This window comes from Xanthobacteraceae bacterium (assembly GCA_019454205.1).
In the GTDB taxonomy this organism is placed as follows: domain Bacteria; phylum Pseudomonadota; class Alphaproteobacteria; order Rhizobiales; family Xanthobacteraceae.
On the sequence record CP075369.1, the window covers coordinates 1488885 to 1513459 of the forward strand.

Sequence of the window (24575 nt, forward strand, 5' to 3'; positions counted from 1 at the left end):
TCACTCGTACCGCAACGCTTCGACGGGATCGAGCCGCGCCGCACGCCAAGCCGGATAGATCGTCGCGATGAAGGAAAGCGTCAGCGCCATGCCGATCACTATCGCGGTCTCGGTATTGTCGATCCGCGCCGGCAAGCGGCTGAGGTAATAGATTTTGGCGGAGAACACCTCCTGCCCGATCACCCATGACACGAACTGCCGGATTTCCTCGATGTAGTAGCAAAACACCACGCCGACGATAAAGCCGACCAGCGTGCCGACGATACCGATGGCCGAGCCGGTGATGAGGAAAATCCGCATCACCGAATATTTGCTGGCGCCCATCGTGCGCAGGATCGCAATGTCGTGGCCCTTGTCCTTCACAAGCATGATCAGGCCGGAGATGATGTTTAGCGCCGCCACCAGCACAATGAGGGTGAGGATCACGAACATCACCCAGCGCTCGGTCTGGAGCGCGGTGAAGAATTGCGAATAACGCTGCCGCCAGTCGACGATGTAGATTTCGCGGCCCGCGTTCTTGTTAACCAGCTCGCGGTAGAGCGCGATGCGGTCCGCGTTCTCGGTGTAAACCTCGATCGCGCTCACGTCGTTGTTGCGGTTGAAATACGCCTGCGCTTCGGCGAGCGGCATGAACACGAACGCGCTGTCGTATTCGGACATGCCGATCTCGAACACCGCCGCGACCTTGTAGGTCTTCGTGCGCGGCGTCACGCCGAACGGCGTCACCGCGCCGCGTGGCGAGATGAGCGTAATGTTGTCGCCCGCGCGTACCACGAGACTGTCCGCAAGCCTGCGCCCGATGATGACGCCTTGTCCGCCGTCGAATCCTTCGAGCGTGCCTGCGCGGATATTCGGACCGATGGCGGGAAGTTTCTTGATGTCTTCCTCGCGCATGCCGCGCACCAGCACGCCGCCGGAGAAATTGGGCGAGGACGCCAGCGCCTGCCCCTCAACCAGCGGGATGGCGTGGGTGATGCCCTTGATCTTGTTGAGGCGCTCGGCGACCTGCGCATAATCGGTCAGCGGCGTACCGATGGGCTGTACCAGCATGTGGCCGTTGAGGCCGAGAATCTTATTCAGCAGTTCGAATCGAAATCCGTTCATCACCGCCATGACGATGATGAGGGTCGCGACGCCGAGCATGATGCCGAGGAACGAAAACCCGGCAATGACCGAGATAAATCCTTCCTTCCGCCGCGCACGCAGATAGCGCAGCGAAATCATCCACTCGAACGGCGAGAACGGAAGCGTTCCGCGCTTCGCAGCCATGATCCCTCCCTCAGACGGCAGCCGCGCTAACCCGCGATCCGCCGTACCGCATCTTCAGGCGTCATCATCTCGCGCGCCCCGCCGGCGCGCAGCTTCAGTTCGATCTTGCCTTCCGCCAGCCCCTTGGGGCCAACCAGCAACTGATACGGCACGCCGATCAGGTCGGCGGTCGCAAACTTCGCGCCCGCACGATCTTCGGTATCGTCGTAGAGAACGTCGATGCCGCGCGCCGCGAAGTCGCGATAAAGTTTCTCGCACGCACCGTTCGTTGCGCTGTCACCTTGCTTGAGATTGAGGATCGCGACCTTGAACGGCGCGACCTCCTCCGGCCAGATGATCCCGGCTTCGTCGTGGCTCGCTTCCACCAGCGCCGCAACCAGGCGCGTCGGGCCGATGCCGTAGGAACCCATGTGCACTGGCGCAGTAGTGCCGTCCGGCATCGCGACGGCCGCCTTCATCGGTTCGGAATACTTGATGCCGAAATAGAATATATGGCCGACCTCGATCCCGCGCGCGGACATCTGTTTCTCGGCTGGGATAGCGCCGAACGCGCTTGTATCGTGTTTCTCGGAAGTCGCGGCATAGAGCGACGTCCATTTGCCGACGAGGCTTTCCAGTTCGGCCGCATTGTCGAAATTAACATTCGCGGACGGAACGTCGAAGGAAAGATAGTCCTTGTGGCAAAACACTTCGCTCTCGCCGGTCGAGGCGAGGATGATGAATTCGTGGCTGAGGTCGCCGCCGATGGGGCCGGTATCCGCCTGCATCGGAATCGAGCGCAGGCCCATCCGCGCGAAGGTGCGCAGGTAGGCGACGAACATCTTGTTGTAGGAGTGCTTCGCGCCCGCCGCATCCGTGTCGAAGCTGTAGGCGTCCTTCATGAGAAACTCGCGCGAGCGGTAGACGCCGAAGCGCGGCCGCAATTCGTCGCGGAATTTCCATTGCAGGTGATAGAGATTGAGCGGCAGGCTCTTGTAGGACTTCACATAGGCCCGGAAGATTTCCGTGATCATCTCTTCGTTGGTCGGGCCGTAAAGCATCTCGCGCTCGTGGCGGTCCCTGATGCGCAGCATCTCCTTGCCGTAGTCGTCGTACCGGCCGCTCTCGCGCCAGAGATCCGCCGACTGGATCGTGGGCATCAGCATCTCGATCGCGCCGGAGCGATTCTGCTCCTCGCGGATGATGCGGGTCACCTTGTCGAGCACCCGCAACCCTAGCGGGAGCCAAGCGTAAATACCCGCGGCCTCCTGCCGGATCATGCCCGCGCGCAGCATCAGCCGGTGGGAAACGATTTCGGCTTCGCGCGGCGCTTCGCGGAGAATGGGCAGGAAATAGCGGGAGAGACGCATTCGTTCGACTCAGTTCAGGGCGGGACGGCGGGGCATCAACGCATACCGGCGGGTAAGCACAAGCCCCTGCGGCGGAGACAGGCTCTTGGGATGGCAATTTTATTGCGGCGCAAGAATGACAAGCGCAATCAAGATGTTCTACTGTCACGAACCGATCGGGAAAGTCGGCGGGGGATAAGCCGACGCCCAAGTCTCGGGAGGAAGAGAAGCCCCGGAAGGATGTTCAGGCGCCCCTGTGGCGACGGACGAAACCGGGGCCAAAAGAAGCGGGCGGGCTTGTTTCAGGCTCGCCCGTTCGCTTTTCCGGCCTAGAACTTCACATCGTTGAAGGGCATCGGGATACGGTCCAGCGAGACCCAGCCCGCTCGCCATGCACCCCAACCTGCCGCAAACAGCACCGCCGAAATCAGCGTGGTCGCGAGCGCCTTCTTAATAAGCTGCGGCACCACCGGCGCGCCGGGGTCCGATCCTTCCGGCACGCCCTGCCCGGCTTCCCTGTGCGAACGCACGCCCCACGGCAACACGGCGAACAGCACCGTCCACCACAGGATGAAATAGATCGCGACGGCGAGCGTCGTGTTCATGGCGTTATGCCTGCTCGATCTCGGTAAGTGTGCCCAGGAAATCTTTCGGGTGCAGGAACAGCACCGGCTTGCCGTGCGCGCCGATCTTCGGATTGCCGTCGCCGAGCACGCGTGCGCCGGTCGCTTTCAACTGGTCGCGCGCGGCGAGGATGTCGTCTACTTCGTAGCAGACGTGATGCACGCCGCCGTCCGGATTGCGTTCGAGGAATTTCGCAATGGGCGAATTCTCGCCGAGCGGCTCCAGCAATTCGATCTTGGTGTTCGGCAGGGTAATGAACACGGTGGAAACCCCGTGCTCCGGCTGCGGCACGATCTCGGAGACTTCGGCGCCCAGCTTGGCCTTGTAGACTTCCGACGCGGCCTTGATGTCTTTGACGGCGATGGCGACGTGGTTGAGACGTCCGATCATGGGCCTGCTCCTTTTCCGCGATTATACGTGCAGCGCCAGCACGTGGCATATCGGCTTTTTGCCCCATGCGGCGTTCACCGCTCCGCGCACGCTGCGCGTAACGGCTTCTACTACAGCATCCGGGTCACGGCGGCGCGGCTTGGGCAGGCTTTCGATGCCGGAATGAACCGCATCGACGATCAGGTCGAACATGCTCTCGCCTGCACTCGCCTGTTCGGGAATTCCGGCGAATTCCACGATCGGCTCGTCGGCCAGTTCGCCTTTGGAGTCAAACGCAATTGCAATCGAGATGACGCCCGCGAAGGAGAGCTTGCGCCGCTCCGGCACCACGCGGTCATCGGCCGAGATCAGGAGGCGGCCATCCTTGTAAATGCGCCCGGACTGGAACTGGTCGTCGATTTCGGCCGGTCCCGGCGAGAGCCGCACGATGTCGCCGTTCCGGCAGGTGAGCACCTCACCGACACCCATCTCGCGGGCGACCTCGGCGTTTTCGGAAAGATGCAGTGCCTCACCATGCACCGGCACCACAAGCTGCGGCCGCAGCCAGGAATACATCTGTTTCAGTTCGCCGCGCCGCGGATGGCCGGAGACATGGACCAACGCATCGCGATCCGCGACGATCTCGATGCCCTTGGAAACAATGGCATTCACGATCCGGTTCACGGCCTTCTCGTTGCCGGGGATGGTGCGCGACGAAAGAATGAGCATGTCGCTCGGCGAGAGCTTGATTGCCGGATGGTCGTTGTTCGCGATACGCGCCAGCGCCGCGCGCGGCTCGCCCTGACTGCCTGTCAGCAGAACCACGACCTTGTTCGGCGGCAGCACCGCATAGGCGTCCAGCCCGCGAAACGGCCGAATGCCGTCGAGATACCCGAGTTCGCGCGCGACCCCGATCACGCGCTCCATCGCACGCCCCGCGACGACCACTTCCCGGCCCGCCGCTTCGGCCGCTTCCGCAGCGGAACGAATGCGCGCGACATTCGAGGCGAAGGTGGTAAGCGCCACGCGCCCTTTCGCACGGGCGATGATTTCCTTCAGGCTCTCCGCAACATCCGCTTCGGACGGCGACTGGCCATCACGCACCGCATTCGTGGAGTCGCAAACGAAAGCACGCACGCCTTCGTCGCCGAGCGCGCGGAATTTCTTCTCGTCGGTCGTGGTGCCGACGACTGGTGTCGCATCCAGTTTCCAGTCGCCGCTATGCACCACCATGCCGGCGGGCGTACGGATCGCGAGCGAATGGCTCTCCGGAATGGAATGGGCGACCGGCACGAACTCGACGTCGAACGAACCGATCTTCACCCGCCCGCCGACCGGCACGACCGTGATGGGAATGAGCGGCGCGCCCGGCTCGTTCGCGCGCTTGGTCTCGACCAGCGTGGCGGTGAATGGCGTGGCGTAAACCGGCACTCGCAGCTTCGGCCAGAGATCGAACAGTGCGCCGACATGATCTTCATGGCCGTGGGTCAGCACGATGCCCTTGATGTCGCGGCGTTCTTCCTCGGCGAAGGCGATGTCAGCCATGATGAGGTCGATGCCCGGCGTCGCCTCGTCGCCGAAGGAAACGCCCATATCGACGCAAAGCCATTCGCGGTTGTTACCCACGCGAAGGCCGTAGAGCGCGAGATTCATCCCGATCTCGCCGACACCGCCGAGCGGTGCAAACAGCAATTCCTGTGCGGGTTTCGCCACGGCTATCCCTTTGCCTGGAGCGGAAACACATCGCCGGCGCGGATGGTTTCTTTTTGCCCGCCCGGCAAACCGAGTATCAGCGCGCCGTCTCCATCAATCTCCGTGAAGGTGCCGCGCAAGCTGCGCTCTGGCAGCCGCACCTCGATTTCACTCCCGACGCCATCGGCACGAGAAAGCCAGGCCTCGCGCGTGGCCCTGAAGCCCTCGCCGCGCCGCCATTGCGCGAGACGTTCCATCATTCGCGCCGCGAGATGCGGGAACAGATCCTTCGGTTCGACCACAAATCCTTCCGCGGCCAAATCGGTTGCCGGATAGGCCGCGTTATCCGGATGATGTTTGCAGTTCGTGCCGATGCCGGTGACGACCGCATGCCTGTCGGGACTTTGCAGACCTTCGACCAGAATCCCCGCCAGCTTTTTACCGCCGAACAGAAGGTCGTTCGGCCATTTCAGGCGCAATTTTTCTGCGTCGAGGTTGGGAGCGGCATCACGAACCGCGTCGTGCAATGCCAGCGCCGCAACGAAGCAAATCTGCGGGGTCAGCGCCGGCGGCGCGGGATCGTAGAGCAGCAAAGACGAATAGAGATTTCCTGCTTCCGAAATCCATTCGCGGCCGCGGCGGCCACGTCCTGCGGTCTGGATTTCCGAGACGACCCATTGTTCATGTGCACCTTGTGATGCGCGCGACAACGCCTCTGCGTTGGTGGAACCGATTTCTCCGAATGCCGTGACCGGCAACCCGCCTGCGACGGTCGGGACACCTTGCATCAGAACAGCGACTTCGCCGCGGCATTGGCCGCTGCCACCAGCGGCGCCGGATAGACGAAGAACAGGATCACGAACACGCCTGCAATGGCCAGCACACCAGCGACCGCGCGTGGCATCGGCAGGAAACCGGCTACCGGCTCGTCGATGTACATGATCTTCACGATGCGCAGATAATAATACGCGCCGACTACGCTCGCGATCACGCCGATCACGGCGAGCGCATAGAGCTTCGCTTCGATGGCGGCGAGGAAGACGTAAAACTTCGCGAAGAAACCGGCCAGCGGCGGAATACCCGCGAGCGAGAACAGGAGCGCCGCGAACACGAAGGCCATCACCGGCTGCGTGCGCGCCAGACCGGCAAGCTGGTCGATATCCTCGATGTGTCCTTCCTTGCGGCGCATGGAAAGAATGCAGGCAAAGGTGCCGAGCGTCATCGCAAGATAGACCGACATATAGATCATCACGCCCGAAACGCCGTTCGGCGTACCGGCTGCAAGGCCGACCAATGCGTAGCCGACATGGCCGATGGAGGAATACGCCATCAGGCGCTTGATGTTCTTCTGGCCGATGGCCGCGAACGCGCCGAGGATCATGGACGCGAGCGAGATGAACACCACGATCTGCTGCCATTGCGGTACGGCATTCGGGAACGCGCTGATCGAGACGCGTACGAACAGCGCAATCGCGGCTACTTTCGGCGCGGCGGCAAAGAACGCCGTGACCGGCGTCGGCGCGCCTTCGTAGACGTCCGGCGTCCACATATGGAACGGCACTGCCGAAACCTTGAACGCAAGTCCAGCGAACAGGAACACGATGCCGAAGATCAGGCCGAGGGACGGCGACTTCGCCGCCTGCGCGATGCCTGCGAATTCGACCGTGCCGGTAAAGCCATAGATCAGCGACGAGCCGTAAAGCAGCATGCCGGAGGAGAGCGCGCCGAGCACGAAATACTTCAGGCCCGCTTCGGTCGAGCGTACGTTATCGCGGTCGATGGCCGCGACGACATAGAGCGCGAGCGACATCAGCTCGATGCCGAGATAAAGCGCGATCAGGTCGCGCGCCGACACCATCACCATCATGCCGGCAACGGAGAGCAGCACGAGGATCGAGAACTCGTAACGGCGCAGCTTCTTCTCGCTCCAGTAGTCGATGGACATGAGCAGCGAAGCAGCCGCGCCGATCAGCGTCAGCACCTTGAAGAAGCGGGCAAAGCCGTCGATCACGAAACTGCCGCCGAACGCTTCGACCCTTCCAGCCGGCATCATCACGACAAGCACGACGGCCGCCGTAAGGATAACGAGCGCGAGCATGTCGATCAGTGGCGTCGTCTTCTCGCCCCACCCTGCGCCGATTCCGACGAGGATCAGCGCTCCGATAATAATGACGAGTTCGGGCAGTACCGGCGCGAGCATGGACCAGATCATCGCGGCGCTCCCCTATTGCATCGCGCCGAGCGCGGCTTTCACCGGCGCGATGGCGGCCTTGGTATGCGCGACGAGATTGGCGACCGCCGCCGCGCTGGTATCGAGCACGGGCGCGGGCCAAACACCGAGCAGGATGGTCAGCACGACCAGCGGCGCGAGCAGCGCGATCTCGCGTTTGTCCAGATCGGCGATGTTCTTCAGGTTTTCTTTCTCCAGCACGCCGAACACGACGCGGCGGTAGAGCCACAGCGCGTAACCCGCCGAGAGAATGACGCCGAGCGTCGCGAATACCGCGACCATCGTGTTCGCCTTGAACGCGGCAAGCAGCGAGAGGAACTCGCCGACGAACCCGCTCGTTCCCGGCAGGCCCACATTCGCCATCGTGAACACCATGAACACGGCTGCATAAACCGGCATCCGGTTCACGAGGCCGCCATAGGCCGCAATCTCGCGCGTGTGCATGCGGTCATAGACCACGCCGACACAAAGGAAGAGCGCACCGGAAACCACGCCGTGCGAAATCATCTGGAACACGCCCGCCTGCACGCCCTCGTTCGAGAACGTGAAGATGCCAAGCGTGACGAAGCCCATGTGCGCGACCGACGAATAGGCAATCAGCTTCTTGATGTCCTCCTGCATCAGCGCGACCAGCGAGGTGTAGACGATGGCCACCACCGAGAGCACGAACATCATCGGCGCGAAAAATTCGGACGCCAGCGGAAACATCGGCAGCGAGAAACGCAGGAAGCCGTAGCCGCCCATCTTCAGCAGCACCGCCGCCAGAATGACTGAGCCTGCGGTGGGCGCCTCGACGTGCGCATCGGGCAGCCAAGTATGCACCGGCCACATCGGCAGCTTCACCGCGAACGACGCGAAGAAGGCGAGCCAGAGCCATGTCTGCATCCCGCGCGGGAAACCGAAGGTGAGCAGCTTGGTAATGTCGGTCGTTCCGGCCTGGAAATACATCGCCATGATGGCGAGCAGCATCAAGACCGAGCCGAGCAGCGTGTAGAGGAAGAACTTGAAGCTGGCATAGACGCGCCGCTTGCCGCCCCACACGCCGATGATGAGGAACATCGGGATCAGGCCGCCCTCGAAGAAGCAGTAGAACAGCACGAGATCGAGCGCCGAGAACGTTCCGATCATCAGCGTTTCGAGGAGCAGGAAACAGATCAGGTATTCCTTCACCCGCTTCTCGATCGAGAACCATCCAGCGACGATCGCAACCGGCATCAGCGCGGTGGTGAGGATCACGAAGGGCAGCGAAATGCCGTCGACGCCCATCTTGTAATTGATGGCGCCACCGAGCCACGGCGAGCTTTCGACGAACTGGAAGCCGGAGTTCGTCTTGTCGAAGCCCGCGATCAGGAATAGCGACACCGCGAAGGTGACGATGGTGGTCCAGAGCGCGACCCAACGTGCATTGCGCTCGGCCGCGGCATCGCCGCCGCGCAGCAGAAGAATGAACGCAACGCCGACCAGCGGCAGGAACGTGGTGACGGAAAGGACGGGCCAGCTTGCCATCACTTGGTCCCTCCGATCATGAACCAGGTGATCAGCGCGGCAACGCCAATCAGCATGACGAAGGCGTAGTGATAGAGATAGCCGGTCTGCAGCCGCACCACGTTGCGCGTCACGTCAAGCACACGCGCGGAGATGCCGTCCGGCCCGAAGCCGTCGATCAGCCAGCCATCACCGCGCTTCCAAAGCGTGCGACCCAGCCATTTCGCGGGGCGCACGAACAGGAAGTCGTACAGCTCATCGAAGTACCACTTGTTGAGCAGGAAGCGGTACAGGAGGTCGTTCTGCTTCGCGAGCGCGGGCGGAATCGACGGGTCGCGGATATAGAACCAGTAGGCGACGATGAAGCCGCCCGCCATCATCACGGTCGGCAGCCACGGCACCCACGCGGGAAGATGGTGCATGTGTTCGAGTATCTTCCAGCCGTCATGCGAGAACAGCGACTGGCGGAAGAACGCCATCACGCCCTCTTCGTAGATGAAGGCTTTCTTGAACGCGAAGCCGAGCACCAACGCACCGACCGCGAGGATCGCGAGCGGCACCGTCATCACAAGCGGCGACTCGTGGGCGTGATCGTAGGTGTGGTGATCGGCGCGCGTCTTGCCGTGGAAGGTCAGGAACACGAGACGCCACGAATAGAACGAGGTCAGCGCCGCCGCGATCACGGTCATGTAGAAGGCGAACGGCGCGAAGTAATTGTGCCCCGCATAGGCCGCCTCGATGATCGCGTCCTTCGAATAATAGCCTGCGGTAAACGGAAACCCGGTCAGCGCCAGCGTACCGATCAGCATCATCGCGTAGGTGAACGGAATTTTCCGCCACAGCCCGCCCATGTTCCGCATGTCCTGCTCGTGATGCATCGCATGGATCACCGAACCGGCACCGAGGAACAGGAGCGCCTTGAAAGCCGCGTGCGTGAACAGGTGGAACATGCCGACCGAATACGCGCCGACGCCCATCGCGACGAACATGTAGCCAAGCTGCGAACAGGTCGAATACGCAACGACGCGCTTGATGTCGTTCTGCACGAGGCCGACCGTGGCAGCGAAGAACGCCGTAACTGCACCGAATAGCGTCACGACCATGAGCGCGGTCGGCGCAAGCTCGAACAGCGGAGACAGCCGCGCGACCATGAACACGCCCGCGGTCACCATGGTCGCGGCGTGGATGAGTGCGGAAACCGGCGTCGGCCCTTCCATCGCGTCGGGCAGCCAGGTGTGCAGCAGGAACTGCGCGGACTTGCCCATCGCGCCAACGAACAGGAGCAGGCAGATCACGGTCAGCGCGTCGAAGTCGCCGCCGAAAATGTGAATGGTCTTGCCGGTGAGAGATTTCGCCTCTGCAAAAATCGTCTCGAAGCCGATAGAGCCGATCATTGCGAACACGGCGAAGATGCCGAGCGCGAAACCGAAGTCGCCGACACGGTTGACGACGAAGGCCTTGATCGCCGCCGCATTGGCTTCCGGCTTCTGGTACCAGAAGCCGATCAGCAGATAACTGGCGAGGCCCACCCCTTCCCAGCCGAAGAACAACTGCACGAGGTTGTCGGCGGTCACCAGCGACAGCATCGCGAATGTGAACAGCGAGAGATAGGCAAAAAAGCGCGGCTGGTGCGGGTCTTCGTGCATGTAGCCGATGGAATAGATGTGCACGAGCGCGGACACGCTGTTCACGACGATCAGCATCAGGACCGTCATGGTATCGACGCGCAGCGCCCAATCGACCTTCACGTCGCCCGCGGAAATCCAGGTGAACAGCGGCACGCGGAAATACTGTGCCTTGCCGATGAAACCGACGTCGAAGAACGCGACCCAGGACAGGATCGCAGCGATGACCAGCAACGCGCTGGTGAGGATGCCCGATACGCGCGCGCCCAGCACGCGGCCGAACAATCCCGCGATCAGTGCGCCGGCGAGCGGCAGGAATACGATTGCGTAATACATCGTCCGCCGTCAGCCCTTCATCATGTTGATGTCTTCGACCGCAATCGAGCCGCGGTTGCGGAAGAAGACCACGAGGATCGCAAGCCCGATGGCCGCTTCTGCCGCCGCCACGGTAAGCACGAGCAGCGCGAAAATCTGGCCGACGATGTCGCCGAGGAACGCCGAGAACGCGACGAGGTTTACGTTCACCGCGAGCAGGATCAGTTCGACCGACATCAGAATGACGATCACGTTCTTCCGGTTCAGGAAGATTCCGAGCGTGCCCAGCGTGAACAGGATCGCGCCGACCGCGAGATAATGGGAAAGGCCGATGGTCATGCTCAGATCCCCTCGCCCGTCTTGACCTTCACGACTTCGATGGCCGTGTCGCGTGTGCGCGCGTTCTGCGCGCTGACGTTCTGACGCTTCACGTTCACGCGGTGCTGCAGCGTCAGCACGATCGCACCGATCATCGCGACCAGCAGAACGACGCCCGCAAGCTGGAAGTAATGGATGTAGGTCGTGTACAGCACGCGGCCGATGGCTTCGGTGTTGGTCGCCACATTCGCAGCCGGGATCGGCGCCTTGATTGCATTGGAAATGCCTGGGCCGGTAACCCACGCGCCGACGACCAATAGCAACTCGACAAGGAACACGAGGCCGACCAGCACGCCCACGGGAAGATATTGCAGGAAGCCCTGCCGCAGTTCCGTGAAATCCACGTCGAGCATCATCACGACGAACAGGAACAGCACCGCGACCGCGCCGACGTACACGACAATCAAAATCATCGCGAGGAATTCAGCGCCGATCAGCAGGAACAGCCCGGCCGCGTTCACGAAGGTCAGGATCAGCCAAAGCACGGAGTGCACGGGGTTGCGTCCGGCGATCACCATGAACGCGCTCGCCACCGCGATGCCGGCGAACAGATAGAAAAAGAGTGCGGGAATTACCATCGTCTCTACCTGTACGGCGCGTCGAGCGAAATATTCTTCGCGATCTCGCGCTCCCAGCGGTCGCCGTTCGCGAGCAACCGTTCCTTGTCGAAATAGAGTTCTTCGCGCGTCTCGGTCGCGAATTCGAAGTTCGGACCTTCGACGATGGCGTCGACCGGGCACGCTTCCTGACACAGCCCGCAATAGATGCACTTCACCATGTCGATGTCGTAACGCGTGGTACGGCGCGTACCGTCGTTGCGGCGCGGACCGGCCTCGATGGTGATGGCCTGCGCGGGACAGATCGCCTCACACAGCTTGCAGGCGATGCAGCGCTCCTCGCCGTTCGGATAACGGCGCAGCGCATGCTCGCCGCGAAAACGCGGCGAGAGATAGCCCTTCTCGAACGGATAGTTCAGCGTCGATTTCTTCGCGAAGAAATAACGCATCGCGAGGAAGAACGCCGAGACGAACTCCCACAGAAAGATGCTGCGTGCGGCGCGGTCCAATTTCATTTCGGCGCCCATCCGTTGAAATGCAGTACGGCAGCGACGACCACGACCATCGCGAGCGAAAGCGGCAGGAAAACCTTCCAGCCGAGACGCATCAACTGGTCGTAGCGGTAGCGCGGCACGATGGCCTTCGCCATCGCGAACAGGAAGAACATGAAGCAGAGCTTGAGCACGAACCAGATAACACCCGGCACCCAGGTGAACGGCGCGACCGGGAACGGCGGCAGCCAGCCGCCAAGGAACAGGATCGTGCCCATCGCGCACATGGTCATGATCGCCACGTACTCGCCGAGCATGAACAGGAGATACGGCGTAGACGAATATTCGACCATGAAACCCGCGACGAGTTCGGACTCCGCTTCCACCAGATCGAACGGCGGGCGGTTGGTTTCCGCCAGCGCGGAAACGAAGAACACGACGAACATCGGCAGCAGCGGCAGCCAGTACCACTGCAACATGCCGTAAGGCCCGTTTTGCGCCTCGACGATCTTGGTCAGGTTGAGCGAGCCCGCGCACATCAAGACGGTGATGATGACGAAGCCGATGGAGACTTCGTAGGAAACCATTTGCGCGGCGGAACGCAGTGCGGCGAGGAATGGATACTTCGAGTTAGAAGCCCAGCCCGCCATGATCACGCCGTAGACCATGAGCGACGAGATCGCGAAGATATAAAGTACGCCGACATTGATCTCCGCGACCGACCAGCCCGGATGCACCGGGATCACGGCCCATGCCGCGAGCGCGAGCACGCAGGTAACGAGCGGCGCGAGCAGGAAAACACCCTTGTTCGCGCCGGACGGGATCACCGGCTCTTTCAGTACGAACTTCAGAAGATCGGCGAAGGATTGCAACAGACCGAACGGCCCGACCACGTTCGGGCCACGGCGCATCTGCACCGCCGCCCAGATCTTGCGGTCGGCCAGCAGGATGTAGGCGATGAAGATCAGCAACGCGACGAGCAGCAGCACGCTCTGCGCCACGATGATCACGATCGGCCAGATCGACTGCCAGAAGAAATCCATCAACGTCATCGCGCGTTACTCCGCCGCTTCCGGCACCCTGCCGGCGGCCAGCCGCGAACATTCCGCCATGACGGCGGACGCGCGCGCGATCGGGTTGGTGAGATAAAAGTCGGTCACCGGCGACTTGAAGCCGGTCTTCATGGCGTCGCCGCCGAGTTTCGTAAGTTTTGCGATGTCGCCGGCATCGGCCGGCGTGATCTGGTCAATCTTCGCAAGATGCGGGAACGCTGCGAACATCTGGCGGCGCAACTCGGAAAGCGAATCCCACGGCAGCTTGTTGCCGATGCTCTCCGACAGCGCGCGCAGGATCGCCCAGTCCTCGCGCGCATCACCCGGCGCGAACGCAGCGCGCTTCGCAAGCTGCGGACGGCCTTCGGTATTGACGAAGATGCCTGACTTTTCAGTGTAAGCGGCGGCCGGAAGAATGACATCCGCGCGATGTGCGCCGCGGTCGCCATGCGTGCCGACGTAAACCACGAAAGCGTCGCTCTCGACTTCGATCTCGTCCGCGCCAAGCAGGAACAGCACGTCGAGCGCCTTCGACTTCACCATCTGCGGGGCGGTCAGCCCGCCCTCGCCCGGTACTGCGCCGACATCGAGCGCACCGACGCGCGAAGCCGCCGTGTGCAGCACCGAGAAACCGTTCCAGCCGTCCGCGATGCCGCCGACCGAAATCACCGACTTCGCGAACATGGAGAGCACGGCCGCGCTGTCTTTGCGCGCAAGCGCGCCCTGACCGATCATCCAGATCTGGTTCTTGGTCTGCGCCTTCTTGTGTTTCGTAAACTCGGAGAGCGTCTCCGGGCCAGCGCCGAGATAGGCGTAGTCGTACGTGAGGTCGGCCTTCTCGCCGATCACCCCGATCTTCAGGCCGCCCGTGCGCCAGCGCTCGCGGATACGCGCGTTCAGCACCGGCGCTTCGCGGCGCGGGTTCGCGCCGATGATCATGAGGCCTTCGGCCTGATCGATGCCGGCGATAGTTGAATTAAAGAGATAGGAAGCGCGGCCCATCGAAGGATGGAGGATCGAACCGTTCTGACGGCAATCGATGTTCTTCGAGCCGATCTTGTCCATCAGCGCTTTGAGCGCGAAGGCTTCTTCCGTGGTCGCAAGATCGCCGACGATCGCACCGACACGCTCCGGCACGGCGGTCTTCATCTTCGCCGCGATGGCGGCGAAGGCATCGGCCCAGCTTGCACGTACCAGCTTGCCCTTGATGCGCACATACGGCTTGTCGAGGCGCTGCGTGCGAAGACCATCCCAGACGAAGCGCGTCTTGTCGGAAATCCACTCCTCGTTCACGCCTTCATGCAGGCGCGGCAGGATGCGCTGCACTTCGCGGCCGCGCACGTCGACGCGGATATTGGAACCGACCGCATCCATCGCGTCGATGGACTCGGTCTTGGTCAGTTCCCACGGCCTCGCCTGAAACGCATAAGGCTTCGACGTCAGCGCGCCGACCGGGCACAGGTCGATGACGTTACCTTGCAACTCGGAGGTCATCGCCTGTTCGAGATAGGTGGTGATCTCCATGTCCTCGCCGCGGCCGATTGCGCCGAGTTCGGCGACACCCGCGACTTCCGTGGTGAAGCGGACGCAGCGCGTGCAATGGATGCAGCGCGTCATGATCGTCTTCACCAGCGGACCGATATATTTGTCTTCGACCGCGCGCTTGTTTTCCTGATAGCGCGACTTGTCGACGCCGTAGGCCATCGCCTGATCCTGCAGATCACACTCGCCGCCCTGATCGCAGATCGGGCAATCGAGCGGATGGTTGATGAGCAGGAACTCCATCACGCCTTCGCGTGCCTTCTTCACCAGCGGCGTTTTGGTGTTGACGACCGGCGGCTCGCCGTTCGGGCCGGGACGGCAATCGCGCACGGCCCACGCGCAGGATGCAACCGGCTTCGGCGAACCCTTCACCTCGACGAGGCACATGCGACAGTTGCCGGCAATCGAAAGGCGCTCATGGAAACAGAAGCGCGGAATCTCCGCACCCGCCGCCTCGCACGCCTGCAACAGCGTGTACTCGGCCGGCACTTCGATTTCTTTTCCGTCGACGATCAGCTTCGCCATCGCGCCTACTCCGCCGCCTGAAGCACGGACTCGGAATGCGGGTTCGCCGCATAGTCGTCGATGCGCTTTTCGATTTCATGCCGGAAGTGCCGGATGAGGCCCTGCACCGGCCACGCGGCGGCATCGCCGAGCGCACAGATGGTGTGGCCTTCGACTTGCCCCGCAACGTCGAGCAGGAGGTCGATCTCTTTCTTCTGCGCGCGGCCTTCAGCCATGCGCGTCAGCACGCGCCACATCCAGCCGGTGCCCTCGCGGCACGGCGTGCACTGGCCGCAACTCTCGTGCTTGTAGAAATAGGAGATGCGCGCAATCGCGCGGACGATGTCGGTGGACTTGTCCATCACGATCACGGCCGCGGTGCCGAGACCGGATTTGAGTTCTTTCAAAGCGTCGAAGTCCATCGGCGTATCGACGATTTGCGCTGCCGGAACGACGGGAACGGAAGAACCGCCCGGAATGACCGCAAGCAGGTTGTCCCAGCCGCCGCGAATGCCGCCGCAATGCTTGTCGACGAGTTCGCGGAACGGAATGCTCATCGCTTCTTCGACGTTGCACGGCTGGTTCACATGGCCGGAGACGCAGAAGAGTTTGGTGCCCGCGTTGTTCGGACGGCCGAAACTTGAAAACCACGCAGCACCACGACGGAGAATATCCGGCGCGACCGCAATCGACTCCACGTTGTTCACCGTGGTCGGGCAGCCATAGAGACCGACGTTCGCGGGGAACGGCGGCTTCAGGCGGGGCATGCCCTTCTTGCCTTCGAGGCTTTCCAGCAGCGCGGTTTCTTCGCCACAGATGTAGGCACCTGCGCCGTGATGAACGTAGAGATCGAAATCCCAGCCGCACTTGTTCTTCTTGCCGAGCAGCTTCGCCTCGTAAGCCTGCTCGATCGCGGCTTCCAGTCGCTCGCGCTCGTGGATGTATTCGCCGCGTACATAGATGTATCCGGCGTTTGCGTTCATCGCGAAACCGGCGATCAGGCAGCCCTCGATCAGAAGGTGCGGATCGTGCCGCATAATCTCGCGGTCTTTGCAGGTGCCGGGTTCGGACTCGTCGGCGTTGACCACCAGATAGCTCGGACGCCCGTCGGTCGATTCCTTCGGCATGAACGACCATTTGAGACCGGTCGGGAAACCCGCGCCGCCGCGCCCGCGCAGGCCGGACGCTTTCATCTCGTTGATGATCCAGTCGCGGCCCTTCGCGATCAGGCCCTTGGTACCGTCCCACGCGCCCCGCTGCATGGCGCCTTTCAGCCCCCAGTCGTGGACGCCGTAGAGATTGCGGAAGATGCGGTCCTTGTCGGCGAGCATGTTACTTCTCCTCGCCTTTCAGGGTCGTGAGACCGCCCGACGGCGCGGAATACTGGCGCTCGGTCTGCGGACCGACCTTCACCTTCTTGCCCGCCGCGAGATCGTCCATCAGCTTCTCGAGCAATTCGGGTGTCAGGTCTTCGTAGTAGTCGTCGTTGATCTGCACCATCGGCGCATTCACGCAAGCACCAAGGCATTCGACTTCGAGCCACGAGAAGTTGCCGTCCTTCGACACTTCGCGCTGCTCGCCGATCCGCTTTTTGCAGACCTTGATCAGTCCTTCCGCGCCGCGCAGCGCGCACGGCGTCGTGCCGCAAACCTGTATGAAGTATTTGCCGACCGGCTCCAGGTTAAACATCGTGTAGAACGTCGCGACTTCCAGCACGCGGATATGCGCCATGCCGAGCATGTCGGCGACGTAACGGATCGCGACTTCCGGCAACCAGCCGCCCGCCTGCTTCTGTGCCTGCCACAACAGCGGGATGACGGCGGAAGCCTGGCGGCCTTCCGGATACTTTGCGATCTGCTTCTTCGCCCATTCCTCGTTCTTCTTGTTGAACGAGAAAGTCTTGGGCTGCTCAGCGGCGAGACGACGAACGGCCATTAGCGGTCAACCTCCCCGAACACGATGTCGAGCGAGCCGAGGATCGCCGACACGTCCGCGAGCATGAAGCCGCGCGAGAGATAATCCATCGCCTGCAAGTGCGCGAAACCCGGCGCGCGAATCTTGCAGCGGTAGGGTTTATTGGTGCCGTCAGCGACGAGGAAAACGCCGAACTCCCCCTTCGGCGCTTCGACCGCCGTATACACTTCGCCGGCCGGAACGTGGAAGCCTTCGGTGTAGAGCTTGAAGTGATGGATGAGCGCCTCCATCGAGCGCTTCATCTCGCCGCGTTTCGGCGGCACGATCTTCTGGTCGCGCGTCGTGACCGGACCCTTCTCTTTGTCGAGACGGTCGAGGCACTGCTGCATGATGCGCGTGCTCTGGCGCATCTCTTCCATGCGGATGTGATAGCGGTCGTAGCAGTCGCCGTTCTTGCCGATGGGAATGTCGAAATCCATGTCGGCGTAGCACTCGTAGGGTTGCGACTTGCGCAGATCCCACGCCGCGCCGGACCCGCGCACCATCACGCCGGAGAAGCCCCACTTCCACGCATCTTCCAGCGACACGATGCCGATATCGACGTTGCGCTGCTTGAAGATACGGTTCTCGGAAAGCAGCCGGTCTAGATCGTCCACCACCTTGAAGAACGGATTGCAGAACGCGCGGATGTCATCGACCAGCGCCTGCGGAATATCCTGATGCACGCCGCCCGGACGGAAATATGCCGCGTGCATCCGCGAGCCGGACGCGCGCTCGTAGAACACCATGAGCTTTTCGCGTTCCTCGAAGCCCCATAGCGGCGGCGTCAGCGCGCCGACGTCCATCGCCTGCGTGGTGACGTTGAGGAGATGCGAAAGCAGCCGTCCGATTTCGGAATACAGCACGCGGATCAGCTGTCCGCGGATCGGCACTTCCATGCCGTGCAGCTTCTCGATCGCGAGGCAGAAGGCGTGCTCCTGGTTCATCGGCGCGACGTAATCGAGCCGGTCGAAATACGGGATCGCCTGCAAGTAGGTTTTCGCCTCGATCAGCTTCTCGGTGCCGCGATGGAGCAGCCCGATATGCGGGTCCACGCGCTCGACGATTTCGCCGTCGAGTTCGAGCACGAGGCGCAGCACGCCGTGCGCTGCCGGGTGCTGCGGGCCGAAGTTGATCGTGAAATTGCGGGTCGGCTGCTGTTCGGTCATGCCGCCGCCTTTGCCGCTTTCGCGGCCACGCGCTCGTCGAACTTCGCGCGGTTGATGACGAAACGCTCGTGCGTCCCGCCGCCGATCTTGTCCACGCCGTCATGGCCAACTACCGTGAACTTCACGCGCTTGCCATCGACTTCCGTGATCTCGCAATCGACGGTGACCGTGAGGCCCGGCGGCGTCGCGGCGTCATGGGTGAAATTGACGACGGTGCCGAGGCTGCCCTCGCCTTCTTCGAGATGCATCTGCAACAGCTCGGTGCAGCACCACTCGAACAGGCCAACCATGTATCCGGTCGCGAACACGGCCGGCATTTGGCCGAACTCGCCCGATTCCGGATAGAGCGCGGGCACGGTCTTGCTGTCCGTCACCTTGAACGTGATGCGATGCTTGAGGCCGGGCTTCAGCGAGGCTTTCACTTCTTCGCCTCCGCTTTGGCCTTCTCGTCGCCGGGCAGCACGTAGTCGGTGCCTTCCCACGGCGAGAGGAAATCGAAATTGCGGAATTCCTGCGCGAGCCGCACCGGCTCGTACACGACGCGCTTCGCTTCGTCGTCCCAGCGCACCTCGACGAATCCGGTGAGCGGGAAATCCTTGCGCAGCGGATAACCCTCGAAGCCGTAGTCGGTCAGCAGGCGGCGAAGTTCGGGATGCCCGGTGAACAGGATGCCGTACATGTCGTAGGCTTCGCGCTCGAACCAGTTAGCGCCGGGGAATACGCCGCAGATCGAAGGCACCGGCGTCTGCTCGTCGGTCTGCAGCTTCACGCGGATGCGCAGGTTCTTCGACGGCGACAGCAGGTGATAGACGACATCGAAACGCTTCTCGCGGGTCGGATAGTCCACACCGCACACGTCGATGATATTGATGAACTGGCACTTCTTGTCGTCGCGCAGAAACTTCATCACCGTTTCGATGCGCTCGGCTTCCGCCTCGATGGTCAGTTCGCCATAGGCAACCTTGAACCCGCGCATCGCGCTTTTCAGCGATCGGGCGGTGTGTTCACCGAGTTCGTGCAGCGCTTCGTCGGCCATGACAATTCTCAGCGCTCGATAGTGCCGGTGCGGCGGATCTTCCGCTGCAACAGCAATACGCCGTAGAGCAGCGCCTCCGCGGTCGGCGGACAACCGGGGACGTAGATATCGACCGGCACAACACGGTCGCAACCCCGGACAACTGCGTAGGAGTAGTGGTAATAGCCGCCGCCGTTCGCGCACGACCCCATCGAGATGACGTAACGCGGCTCCGGCATCTGATCGTAGACCTTGCGCAGCGCCGGCGCCATTTTGTTGGTCAGTGTACCGGCGACGATCATGACATCCGACTGGCGCGGGGATGCGCGCGGCGCGAAGCCGAAGCGCTCGACGTCATAGCGCGGCATGGAAAGCTGCATCATCTCGACGGCGCAGCACGCCAGCCCGAACGTCATCCACATGAGCGAACCGGTGCGCGCCCAGTTGATGAGGTCGTCGGTGGCGGTGACGATGAAGCCCTTGTCGGCGAGCTCGTTGGACAGCCCCTGATAGAACGGGTCGTCCGCGCCGACCGGCTTGCCGGTCTTCGGGTCGAGGATGCCTTTCGGCGCGGGTGCGACGAGGGTCATGCGCGGCTCAATCCCATTCCAGCGCACCCTTGCGCCATTCATAGAAGAAGCCGACGGTCAGCACGCCGAGGAAGATCATCATCGACCAGAAGCCGAGCGAGCCGAGTTCCCCGAACACGATGGCCCAGGGGAACAGGAACGCGACCTCAAGGTCGAAGATGATGAAAAGGATGGCGACCAGGTAGAAGCGCACGTCGAACTTCATGCGTGCGTCGTCGAAAGCGTTGAATCCGCACTCGTAGGCGGAAAGCTTCTCCGGGTCGGGGTTCTGGTAGGCCAGCAAAAAAGGCGAGATCAGCAGCGCCAGCCCGATCACGGCTGCCACGCCGATAAAGATGACGACCGGAAGATAGTCGTTGATTAAGGCGGCCATCCGATAACCCTCACGGGGCACACACAACGCCTTCGGGCGAAGGCGGGTCTTCCGCCTCGCACATGCGAATAATTCGAAAGACGCTAGGTGGTTAAACCAGCCACCCATGCGAAGCAAGGGCGCAAAGGGCGTAAATCAGGGCTATTTCCAATGACTTCCCGCCCTGCGCGAACGGCGTTACTCTGTCACACGGCTGGCATGGGAAGGAATCGGATGCGGACCCCCCGACTTGCGACCAAGGGCGCATTGCTCTTGTGGCTGCCTGCGACACTTTTGATTGCGGCCTGCGCCAACACGAGCATGAACAACCTGATTGGCCCTGCGGCGGAGCCGCCGAGCATCCCGGCCGAGGCTCTGGTCGGGCGCTGGGGTCTGGCCGCCTACCAGCGCGAGGAAGACCGTAACCGCACCGAACTCGAAGCGCGCAGGCAGTGCCGTCAGGCCTACGAAATCGCGCGCGGACCGAACGGCGGGGTGCTCATGCATCTGGCCGATTCCGCGCAACCTGAAGAACTTGTTCTGAAAGGCCTGGCCGGCGGCAAGACCTTCGTCGGTCCGCAGGGCGAAGCAGGCGGTCAACAGGATCGGGAAATCGTATCGTTCGACGGCAGGATCATGGTGATGCGCTGGGTCGATACCGAAGTCGCCGCGCGCTATGGCACGTCCATCTATGTAAAGTGCGATACCCCGCCCGCGAAGGCAAAGAAAAAGGCCGCTCCGAAAGCGGCCAAATCCAAGGCCAAGGCCCCTCCTGCGCAAAAGCAGAAAGGCCCCGTCTTCATGGCGCCGCCGGGCCAGGAACCCGACGAGCCGGACGAACCCGATCAGCCCGCGAACTAGCGGATCGGCGGCGCGTACTGGATGCCGCCCGCGCTCCAGAGATGGTTCAGCCCGCGCGGAATACCGACGCGCGACTTGACCCCGATGTTGCGCTCGAAGACTTCGCCATAGTTTCCGGTGTGACGAACGACGCGAACCACCCAGTCACGCGAGAGGCCGAGCTTTTCGCCATAGTCGCCGTCCCGTCCGGTAAGCCGCTTGATGTCCGGCTTCTCCGATTTGAGCGCATCGTCGATGTTCTTCGCGCCAACGCCGAGTTCTTCGGCATTGAGCAAGGCGAAATGCGTCCACTTCACGATGCCCAGCCATTGCTCGTCCCCGGCCCGCACCGCCGGGCCTAGTGGTTCCTTCGAGATGATGTCGGCAAGGATGGTGTGTTCGCCGGGCTTCGTGGTTTCTAGTTTCAGCGCGTAGAGCTGCGACACGTCTGCGGTGAGTACATCGCAATTTCCGGCGTCGTATCCTTTCAGCAGGCTCGTGACCTCCGGGAATTTCACGATCTCGAAGCGCATCCCGTTCTGGTTGAAGTAGTCGGTGATGTTGATTTCGGTCGTGGTGCCGGTCTGCACGCAGATCTTCACGTTCTGCAGATCCATCGAGGTCATCACGTTGCGGGATTTCCGCACCATGAAGCCCTGCCCGTCATAATAGGTGATGCCGGCGAAAACGATGCCGTAATCGGCCTCACGCGAAATCGTCCAGGTCGAGTTACGCGAGAGAATGTCGATCTTCTTGTCTTTCAGCGCATCGAAGCGTTCGGCGGCATTCAGCGGCACGAACTGCACCTTCGAAGGGTCGTTGAAAATCGCAGCGGAAAGCGCGCGGCAGAAATCGACATCAAAGCCGCTCCAGTTGCCCTTGCCATCGTCCTGCGAAAATCCGGGCAGGCCCTGGCTCACGCCGCACAGGATATGCCCGCGCGCCTGAATCGATTTCAGCGTTTGCGCATCTGCCGCGGCGATAGCGATGACACAGAACAGAGCGGCGAGAAAGATTTGCCGAAGTTTCAAGATCATTCCCCCTTCACATCTGCGGCGCATGACGCACGATCACGCGCGTGCCGACTTCGACGCGCTCGAAGAGATCGATGACGTCGTTGTTCACTAGCCGGAAGCAGCCCGACGATACCGCGTGACCGATCGTATGCGGCTGGTTGGTGCCGTGAATGCGATAGATCGTGTTGCCGATATAGAGCGCTCGCGCGCCGAGCGGATTGCCCGGCCCGCCCGCCATGAAGCGCGGCAGGTACGGCTGGCGCTCGATCATCTCCGGCGGCGGCCGCCAGTCGGGCCATTCCTGCTTCCGCGTGATCTTGTGTAGTCCCTGCCACGTGAAGCCATCTCGCCCGACGCCGACGCCGTAGCGCAGCGCCTTGTTATTGCCGAGCACGAGATAGAGGAAACGCTCGCTGGTGTGGACGATCAGTGTTCCCGGCGGTTCGTTGGTGCGGAAAAAGACCACCTGCTTCTGGAATTCGGTGGAGGCCTCCTGCTGATCGGGCACAACGCCGGGGGTCTCGCCGTCGGGAAGTTCGTCCTGCGCGTAGATGACCTGCGGCCCGCGTTGCTGTGCCTGGGCGGAAATTCCGCCGGGAACGAGAAACGAGAGTGCAACTGCGAAAAGGGACAATCGCCACAGCCGCATCGAACGACCTCCGCCCTGATTCCGAGACTAAGTAACCTGCCGGGCGGAGCGGAACACGGTTCCCGCCAGCCGTCAAAGCAAGGCGGAAATGTTATAATTTGCAATGATTTGATTGATATGGCGGGAGCGACGGGACTCGAACCCGCGGCCTCCGGCGTGACAGGCCGGCGCTCTAACCAACTGAGCTACGCCCCCTAGGGAGAACGCCGGGATAAAGACCGCCCCCCCCTTAGTCAAGACGGTTTCCCGCTTCGAAAGTGCGAAAAACCCCTGAAAATAGGGCTTTTTGCGTGGCCCGTTCTGCAAGAATCATCTAAACGCCAGCTATTACGCGCTTTCCTTCAAGCCGCCTGATGAGGAGACACCCATGGCAGATAAGAAGCCGGCGACTGCCCCGACGCATACGTTGAAGCATCTCGCGGCGCAGCTCGCGGAAGACCACCAGCTTTCGAAGAAGCAGGGCGAAGCGATCCTGAACGATCTCGTTACCCTGATCACCAAATTGCTCAAGAAGGGTGACCGCGTCCGCCTCAGCGGCCTCGGCATCCTTCAGGTACGCAAGCGCGCTGCCCGCATGGGCCGCAACCCGGCGACCGGCGAGCAGATTCAGATCAAGGCTTCCAAGAAGGTCGCCTTCCGCGCCGCCAAGGAACTGAAGGAAGCGATCTAAGCTTCTTTCGTTCTAGCGACGTAGCAGAGTTCAAAGCGGCGATGCGCGAAAGCGCGTCGCCGTTTTATTTTTGCTGGCGCTTTTGAATGACAAGATAGGTCGCGTTGACAGCCCAAAATACGAAACAGCCAAACGCAACGATCAGCGAGTAATAGGCCACGTTGGCCATCAATTCAGTGGCGTACAACGTGACGAACGCATACGAGACCACACAAGCCGCAATCGCTGTCAGCAGCAGTGCGAGATAACCGGCAGAATGGCTCAGTCTACGAAGCATGGTTTCTGTTTGAGGAAATGGTGCGCGGTGACGGGCTCGAACCGCCGACCCTCTCGGTGTAAACGAGATGCTCTACCAACTGAGCTAACCGCGCTAACCCGGCGCCGTTTACGCGCTTCGCGCGCGCCGATCAACCGCCGTCAGAAGTCGCGGTTGATGGCGTCTTTCAGGCCCTTGCCCGCCGAGAATTTCGGCGCTTTCGACGCCGCAATCTGCACCGGTTCGCCGGTGCGCGGGTTACGCCCTTCCCTTGCCGCGCGGTTGGCCACCGTGAAGGTACCGAAGCCGATGATCTTCACCTCGTCGCCGGCTTTGAGCGCCTTGGTGATGAGGTCGAAGGTCGCCTCGACCGCAGCCGTCGCCTGAAGCCGCGTCAGGTTCGAGAGTTCCGAGACCTGCACGATGAGATCGTTCTTGGTCATTCGAGCTTCCTTCCCTTAGCCCTGTTTCACCGCCCCGCCCGCCTGCCGCTTGAGGTTCAATCTTTCGAACCGAAATGCAAGCGCCGGGCGGGCGGACGATGCGATTTGCACCGGAAAACTGAAACGCTTCGCCCGCGGCAGGTTTCCCCGCCGCGGGCGAT

Annotated in this window: 27 protein-coding genes and 2 tRNA genes; 2 read left to right on the forward strand and 27 right to left on the reverse strand. The window is 61.9% G+C overall.

The window, feature by feature from the left end:
• From KF794_07290 to KF794_07390, 21 genes are all read right to left on the reverse strand, one after another.
• Nucleotides 1-1269: a lipoprotein-releasing ABC transporter permease subunit gene (locus KF794_07290; protein ID QYK46466.1), complete on the reverse strand. Its 1269-nt coding sequence runs from the start codon at nt 1267-1269 to the stop codon at nt 1-3.
• 26 nt (nt 1270-1295) lie between these two features.
• Nucleotides 1296-2618, reverse strand: a complete 1323-nt coding sequence (locus KF794_07295) for a proline--tRNA ligase (protein QYK46467.1) — start codon at nt 2616-2618, stop codon at nt 1296-1298.
• Between the two features lie 308 nt (nt 2619-2926).
• Nucleotides 2927-3202: a DUF1467 family protein gene (locus tag KF794_07300; protein QYK46468.1), complete on the reverse strand. Its 276-nt coding sequence runs from the start codon at nt 3200-3202 to the stop codon at nt 2927-2929.
• A gap of 4 nt (nt 3203-3206) precedes the next feature.
• Nucleotides 3207-3611: a methylmalonyl-CoA epimerase gene (gene mce / locus KF794_07305; GenBank protein ID QYK46469.1), complete on the reverse strand. Its 405-nt coding sequence runs from the start codon at nt 3609-3611 to the stop codon at nt 3207-3209.
• Between the two features lie 21 nt (nt 3612-3632).
• On the reverse strand, nt 3633-5303 hold the full coding sequence (locus tag KF794_07310) for a ribonuclease J (protein QYK46470.1): 1671 nt from the start codon (nt 5301-5303) through the stop codon (nt 3633-3635).
• A gap of 2 nt (nt 5304-5305) precedes the next feature.
• Nucleotides 5306-6070: a biotin--[acetyl-CoA-carboxylase] ligase gene (locus KF794_07315; protein QYK46471.1), complete on the reverse strand. Its 765-nt coding sequence runs from the start codon at nt 6068-6070 to the stop codon at nt 5306-5308.
• Entirely contained in the window at nt 6070-7494 is a 1425-nt protein-coding gene (gene nuoN / locus KF794_07320; GenBank protein QYK46472.1) for an NADH-quinone oxidoreductase subunit NuoN, read from the reverse strand. The genes KF794_07315 and nuoN overlap by 1 nt, the downstream gene beginning before the upstream one ends.
• A 12-nt stretch (nt 7495-7506) precedes the next feature.
• A complete protein-coding gene (locus KF794_07325; protein ID QYK46473.1) occupies nt 7507-9018 on the reverse strand; it encodes an NADH-quinone oxidoreductase subunit M in 1512 nt (503 codons plus the stop codon).
• The gene (gene nuoL, locus KF794_07330) at nt 9018-10958 is read right to left on the reverse strand and encodes an NADH-quinone oxidoreductase subunit L (protein QYK46474.1); all 1941 of its coding nucleotides are present in this window, start codon (nt 10956-10958) and stop codon (nt 9018-9020) included. The genes KF794_07325 and nuoL overlap by 1 nt, the downstream gene beginning before the upstream one ends.
• Before the next feature lie 9 nt (nt 10959-10967).
• Nucleotides 10968-11276 carry an NADH-quinone oxidoreductase subunit NuoK gene (gene nuoK, locus KF794_07335; GenBank protein ID QYK46475.1) on the reverse strand — a complete coding sequence of 103 codons (309 nt, stop codon included), beginning with the start codon at nt 11274-11276 and terminating at the stop codon, nt 10968-10970.
• Nucleotides 11277-11278: 2 nt separating this feature from the next.
• Nucleotides 11279-11893 carry an NADH-quinone oxidoreductase subunit J gene (locus KF794_07340; protein QYK46476.1) on the reverse strand — a complete coding sequence of 205 codons (615 nt, stop codon included), beginning with the start codon at nt 11891-11893 and terminating at the stop codon, nt 11279-11281.
• A gap of 5 nt (nt 11894-11898) precedes the next feature.
• Nucleotides 11899-12387 carry an NADH-quinone oxidoreductase subunit NuoI gene (gene nuoI / locus KF794_07345; protein QYK46477.1) on the reverse strand — a complete coding sequence of 163 codons (489 nt, stop codon included), beginning with the start codon at nt 12385-12387 and terminating at the stop codon, nt 11899-11901.
• The gene (gene nuoH / locus KF794_07350) at nt 12384-13409 is read right to left on the reverse strand and encodes an NADH-quinone oxidoreductase subunit NuoH (protein QYK46631.1); all 1026 of its coding nucleotides are present in this window, start codon (nt 13407-13409) and stop codon (nt 12384-12386) included. Before nuoH ends, nuoI begins: the two co-directional genes overlap by 4 nt.
• Before the next feature lie 12 nt (nt 13410-13421).
• Nucleotides 13422-15482: an NADH-quinone oxidoreductase subunit NuoG gene (gene nuoG, locus KF794_07355; protein ID QYK46478.1), complete on the reverse strand. Its 2061-nt coding sequence runs from the start codon at nt 15480-15482 to the stop codon at nt 13422-13424.
• Between the two features lie 5 nt (nt 15483-15487).
• Nucleotides 15488-16792, reverse strand: a complete 1305-nt coding sequence (nuoF, locus tag KF794_07360) for an NADH-quinone oxidoreductase subunit NuoF (GenBank protein QYK46479.1) — start codon at nt 16790-16792, stop codon at nt 15488-15490.
• Between the two features lies 1 nt (nt 16793).
• Nucleotides 16794-17396: an NADH-quinone oxidoreductase subunit NuoE gene (nuoE, locus tag KF794_07365; GenBank protein ID QYK46480.1), complete on the reverse strand. Its 603-nt coding sequence runs from the start codon at nt 17394-17396 to the stop codon at nt 16794-16796.
• Entirely contained in the window at nt 17396-18583 is a 1188-nt protein-coding gene (locus KF794_07370; GenBank protein QYK46481.1) for an NADH-quinone oxidoreductase subunit D, read from the reverse strand. Before KF794_07370 ends, nuoE begins: the two co-directional genes overlap by 1 nt.
• Complete coding sequence (locus KF794_07375; protein ID QYK46482.1) at nt 18580-19005, reverse strand: thioesterase family protein; 426 nt, start codon at nt 19003-19005, stop codon at nt 18580-18582. Before KF794_07375 ends, KF794_07370 begins: the two co-directional genes overlap by 4 nt.
• A complete protein-coding gene (locus tag KF794_07380) occupies nt 19002-19619 on the reverse strand; it encodes an NADH-quinone oxidoreductase subunit C (GenBank protein QYK46483.1) in 618 nt (205 codons plus the stop codon). Before KF794_07380 ends, KF794_07375 begins: the two co-directional genes overlap by 4 nt.
• A gap of 8 nt (nt 19620-19627) precedes the next feature.
• Entirely contained in the window at nt 19628-20188 is a 561-nt protein-coding gene (locus KF794_07385; GenBank protein ID QYK46484.1) for an NADH-quinone oxidoreductase subunit B, read from the reverse strand.
• Between the two features lie 7 nt (nt 20189-20195).
• Nucleotides 20196-20561, reverse strand: coding sequence for an NADH-quinone oxidoreductase subunit A (locus KF794_07390; protein QYK46485.1), 366 nt, complete (start codon nt 20559-20561; stop codon nt 20196-20198).
• A gap of 213 nt (nt 20562-20774) precedes the next feature.
• On the opposite strand from KF794_07390, the gene KF794_07395 reads away from it, so the two are divergent.
• On the forward strand, nt 20775-21401 hold the full coding sequence (locus tag KF794_07395) for a hypothetical protein (GenBank protein QYK46486.1): 627 nt from the start codon (nt 20775-20777) through the stop codon (nt 21399-21401).
• On the opposite strand, the gene KF794_07400 is transcribed toward KF794_07395, so the two are convergent.
• From KF794_07400 to KF794_07410, 3 genes are all read right to left on the reverse strand, one after another.
• Nucleotides 21398-22441: an amino acid ABC transporter substrate-binding protein gene (locus tag KF794_07400; protein ID QYK46487.1), complete on the reverse strand. Its 1044-nt coding sequence runs from the start codon at nt 22439-22441 to the stop codon at nt 21398-21400. The two genes, KF794_07395 and KF794_07400, sit on opposite strands and share 4 nt — an antisense overlap.
• The gene (locus KF794_07405; protein ID QYK46488.1) at nt 22425-23045 is read right to left on the reverse strand and encodes a L,D-transpeptidase; all 621 of its coding nucleotides are present in this window, start codon (nt 23043-23045) and stop codon (nt 22425-22427) included. Before KF794_07405 ends, KF794_07400 begins: the two co-directional genes overlap by 17 nt.
• A gap of 118 nt (nt 23046-23163) precedes the next feature.
• Nucleotides 23164-23240: transfer RNA gene (locus KF794_07410), tRNA-Asp, on the reverse strand.
• 172 nt (nt 23241-23412) lie between these two features.
• Between KF794_07410 and KF794_07415 the strand changes: the two genes are divergently transcribed.
• Nucleotides 23413-23715 (forward strand): HU family DNA-binding protein, encoded by a 303-nt coding sequence (locus KF794_07415; protein ID QYK46489.1) that lies wholly within the window; start codon nt 23413-23415, stop codon nt 23713-23715.
• 64 nt (nt 23716-23779) lie between these two features.
• Here the strand turns inward: KF794_07415 and KF794_07420 are convergent, their stop codons facing one another.
• The 3 genes from KF794_07420 to KF794_07430 form a co-directional block, all read right to left on the reverse strand.
• Nucleotides 23780-23992 carry a hypothetical protein gene (locus tag KF794_07420; GenBank protein QYK46490.1) on the reverse strand — a complete coding sequence of 71 codons (213 nt, stop codon included), beginning with the start codon at nt 23990-23992 and terminating at the stop codon, nt 23780-23782.
• 18 nt (nt 23993-24010) lie between these two features.
• Nucleotides 24011-24086: transfer RNA gene (locus tag KF794_07425), tRNA-Val, on the reverse strand.
• A gap of 46 nt (nt 24087-24132) precedes the next feature.
• Entirely contained in the window at nt 24133-24414 is a 282-nt protein-coding gene (locus KF794_07430; protein ID QYK46491.1) for an HU family DNA-binding protein, read from the reverse strand.
• Nucleotides 24415-24575: the final 161 nt, after the last annotated feature.

Bases quoted from the DNA above. Each gene is read 5' to 3' on its own strand.
- KF794_07390 (QYK46485.1), bottom strand. From the start codon at position 20,561: ATGGCCGCCTTAATCAACGACTATCTTCCGGTCGTCATCTTTATCGGC.
- KF794_07415 (QYK46489.1), top strand. From the start codon at position 23,413: ATGGCAGATAAGAAGCCGGCGACTGCCCCGACGCATACGTTGAAGCAT.
- nuoK (QYK46475.1), bottom strand. From the start codon at position 11,276: ATGACCATCGGCCTTTCCCATTATCTCGCGGTCGGCGCGATCCTGTTC.
- KF794_07340 (QYK46476.1), bottom strand. From the start codon at position 11,893: ATGGTAATTCCCGCACTCTTTTTCTATCTGTTCGCCGGCATCGCGGTG.
- nuoL (QYK46474.1), bottom strand. From the start codon at position 10,958: ATGTATTACGCAATCGTATTCCTGCCGCTCGCCGGCGCACTGATCGCG.
- KF794_07380 (QYK46483.1), bottom strand. From the start codon at position 19,619: ATGGCCGACGAAGCGCTGCACGAACTCGGTGAACACACCGCCCGATCG.
- KF794_07395 (QYK46486.1), top strand. From the start codon at position 20,775: ATGCGGACCCCCCGACTTGCGACCAAGGGCGCATTGCTCTTGTGGCTG.
- nuoN (QYK46472.1), bottom strand. From the start codon at position 7,494: ATGATCTGGTCCATGCTCGCGCCGGTACTGCCCGAACTCGTCATTATT.
- KF794_07420 (QYK46490.1), bottom strand. From the start codon at position 23,992: ATGCTTCGTAGACTGAGCCATTCTGCCGGTTATCTCGCACTGCTGCTG.
- KF794_07385 (QYK46484.1), bottom strand. From the start codon at position 20,188: ATGACCCTCGTCGCACCCGCGCCGAAAGGCATCCTCGACCCGAAGACC.
- KF794_07370 (QYK46481.1), bottom strand. From the start codon at position 18,583: ATGACCGAACAGCAGCCGACCCGCAATTTCACGATCAACTTCGGCCCG.
- KF794_07405 (QYK46488.1), bottom strand. From the start codon at position 23,045: ATGCGGCTGTGGCGATTGTCCCTTTTCGCAGTTGCACTCTCGTTTCTC.
- mce (QYK46469.1), bottom strand. From the start codon at position 3,611: ATGATCGGACGTCTCAACCACGTCGCCATCGCCGTCAAAGACATCAAG.
- nuoE (QYK46480.1), bottom strand. From the start codon at position 17,396: ATGGCCGTTCGTCGTCTCGCCGCTGAGCAGCCCAAGACTTTCTCGTTC.
- nuoI (QYK46477.1), bottom strand. From the start codon at position 12,387: ATGAAATTGGACCGCGCCGCACGCAGCATCTTTCTGTGGGAGTTCGTC.
- nuoF (QYK46479.1), bottom strand. From the start codon at position 16,792: ATGCTCGCCGACAAGGACCGCATCTTCCGCAATCTCTACGGCGTCCAC.
- KF794_07290 (QYK46466.1), bottom strand. From the start codon at position 1,269: ATGGCTGCGAAGCGCGGAACGCTTCCGTTCTCGCCGTTCGAGTGGATG.
- nuoG (QYK46478.1), bottom strand. From the start codon at position 15,482: ATGGCGAAGCTGATCGTCGACGGAAAAGAAATCGAAGTGCCGGCCGAG.
- KF794_07430 (QYK46491.1), bottom strand. From the start codon at position 24,414: ATGACCAAGAACGATCTCATCGTGCAGGTCTCGGAACTCTCGAACCTG.
- KF794_07315 (QYK46471.1), bottom strand. From the start codon at position 6,070: ATGCAAGGTGTCCCGACCGTCGCAGGCGGGTTGCCGGTCACGGCATTC.
- KF794_07325 (QYK46473.1), bottom strand. From the start codon at position 9,018: ATGGCAAGCTGGCCCGTCCTTTCCGTCACCACGTTCCTGCCGCTGGTC.
- KF794_07400 (QYK46487.1), bottom strand. From the start codon at position 22,441: ATGCGCCGCAGATGTGAAGGGGGAATGATCTTGAAACTTCGGCAAATC.
- KF794_07295 (QYK46467.1), bottom strand. From the start codon at position 2,618: ATGCGTCTCTCCCGCTATTTCCTGCCCATTCTCCGCGAAGCGCCGCGC.
- KF794_07300 (QYK46468.1), bottom strand. From the start codon at position 3,202: ATGAACACGACGCTCGCCGTCGCGATCTATTTCATCCTGTGGTGGACG.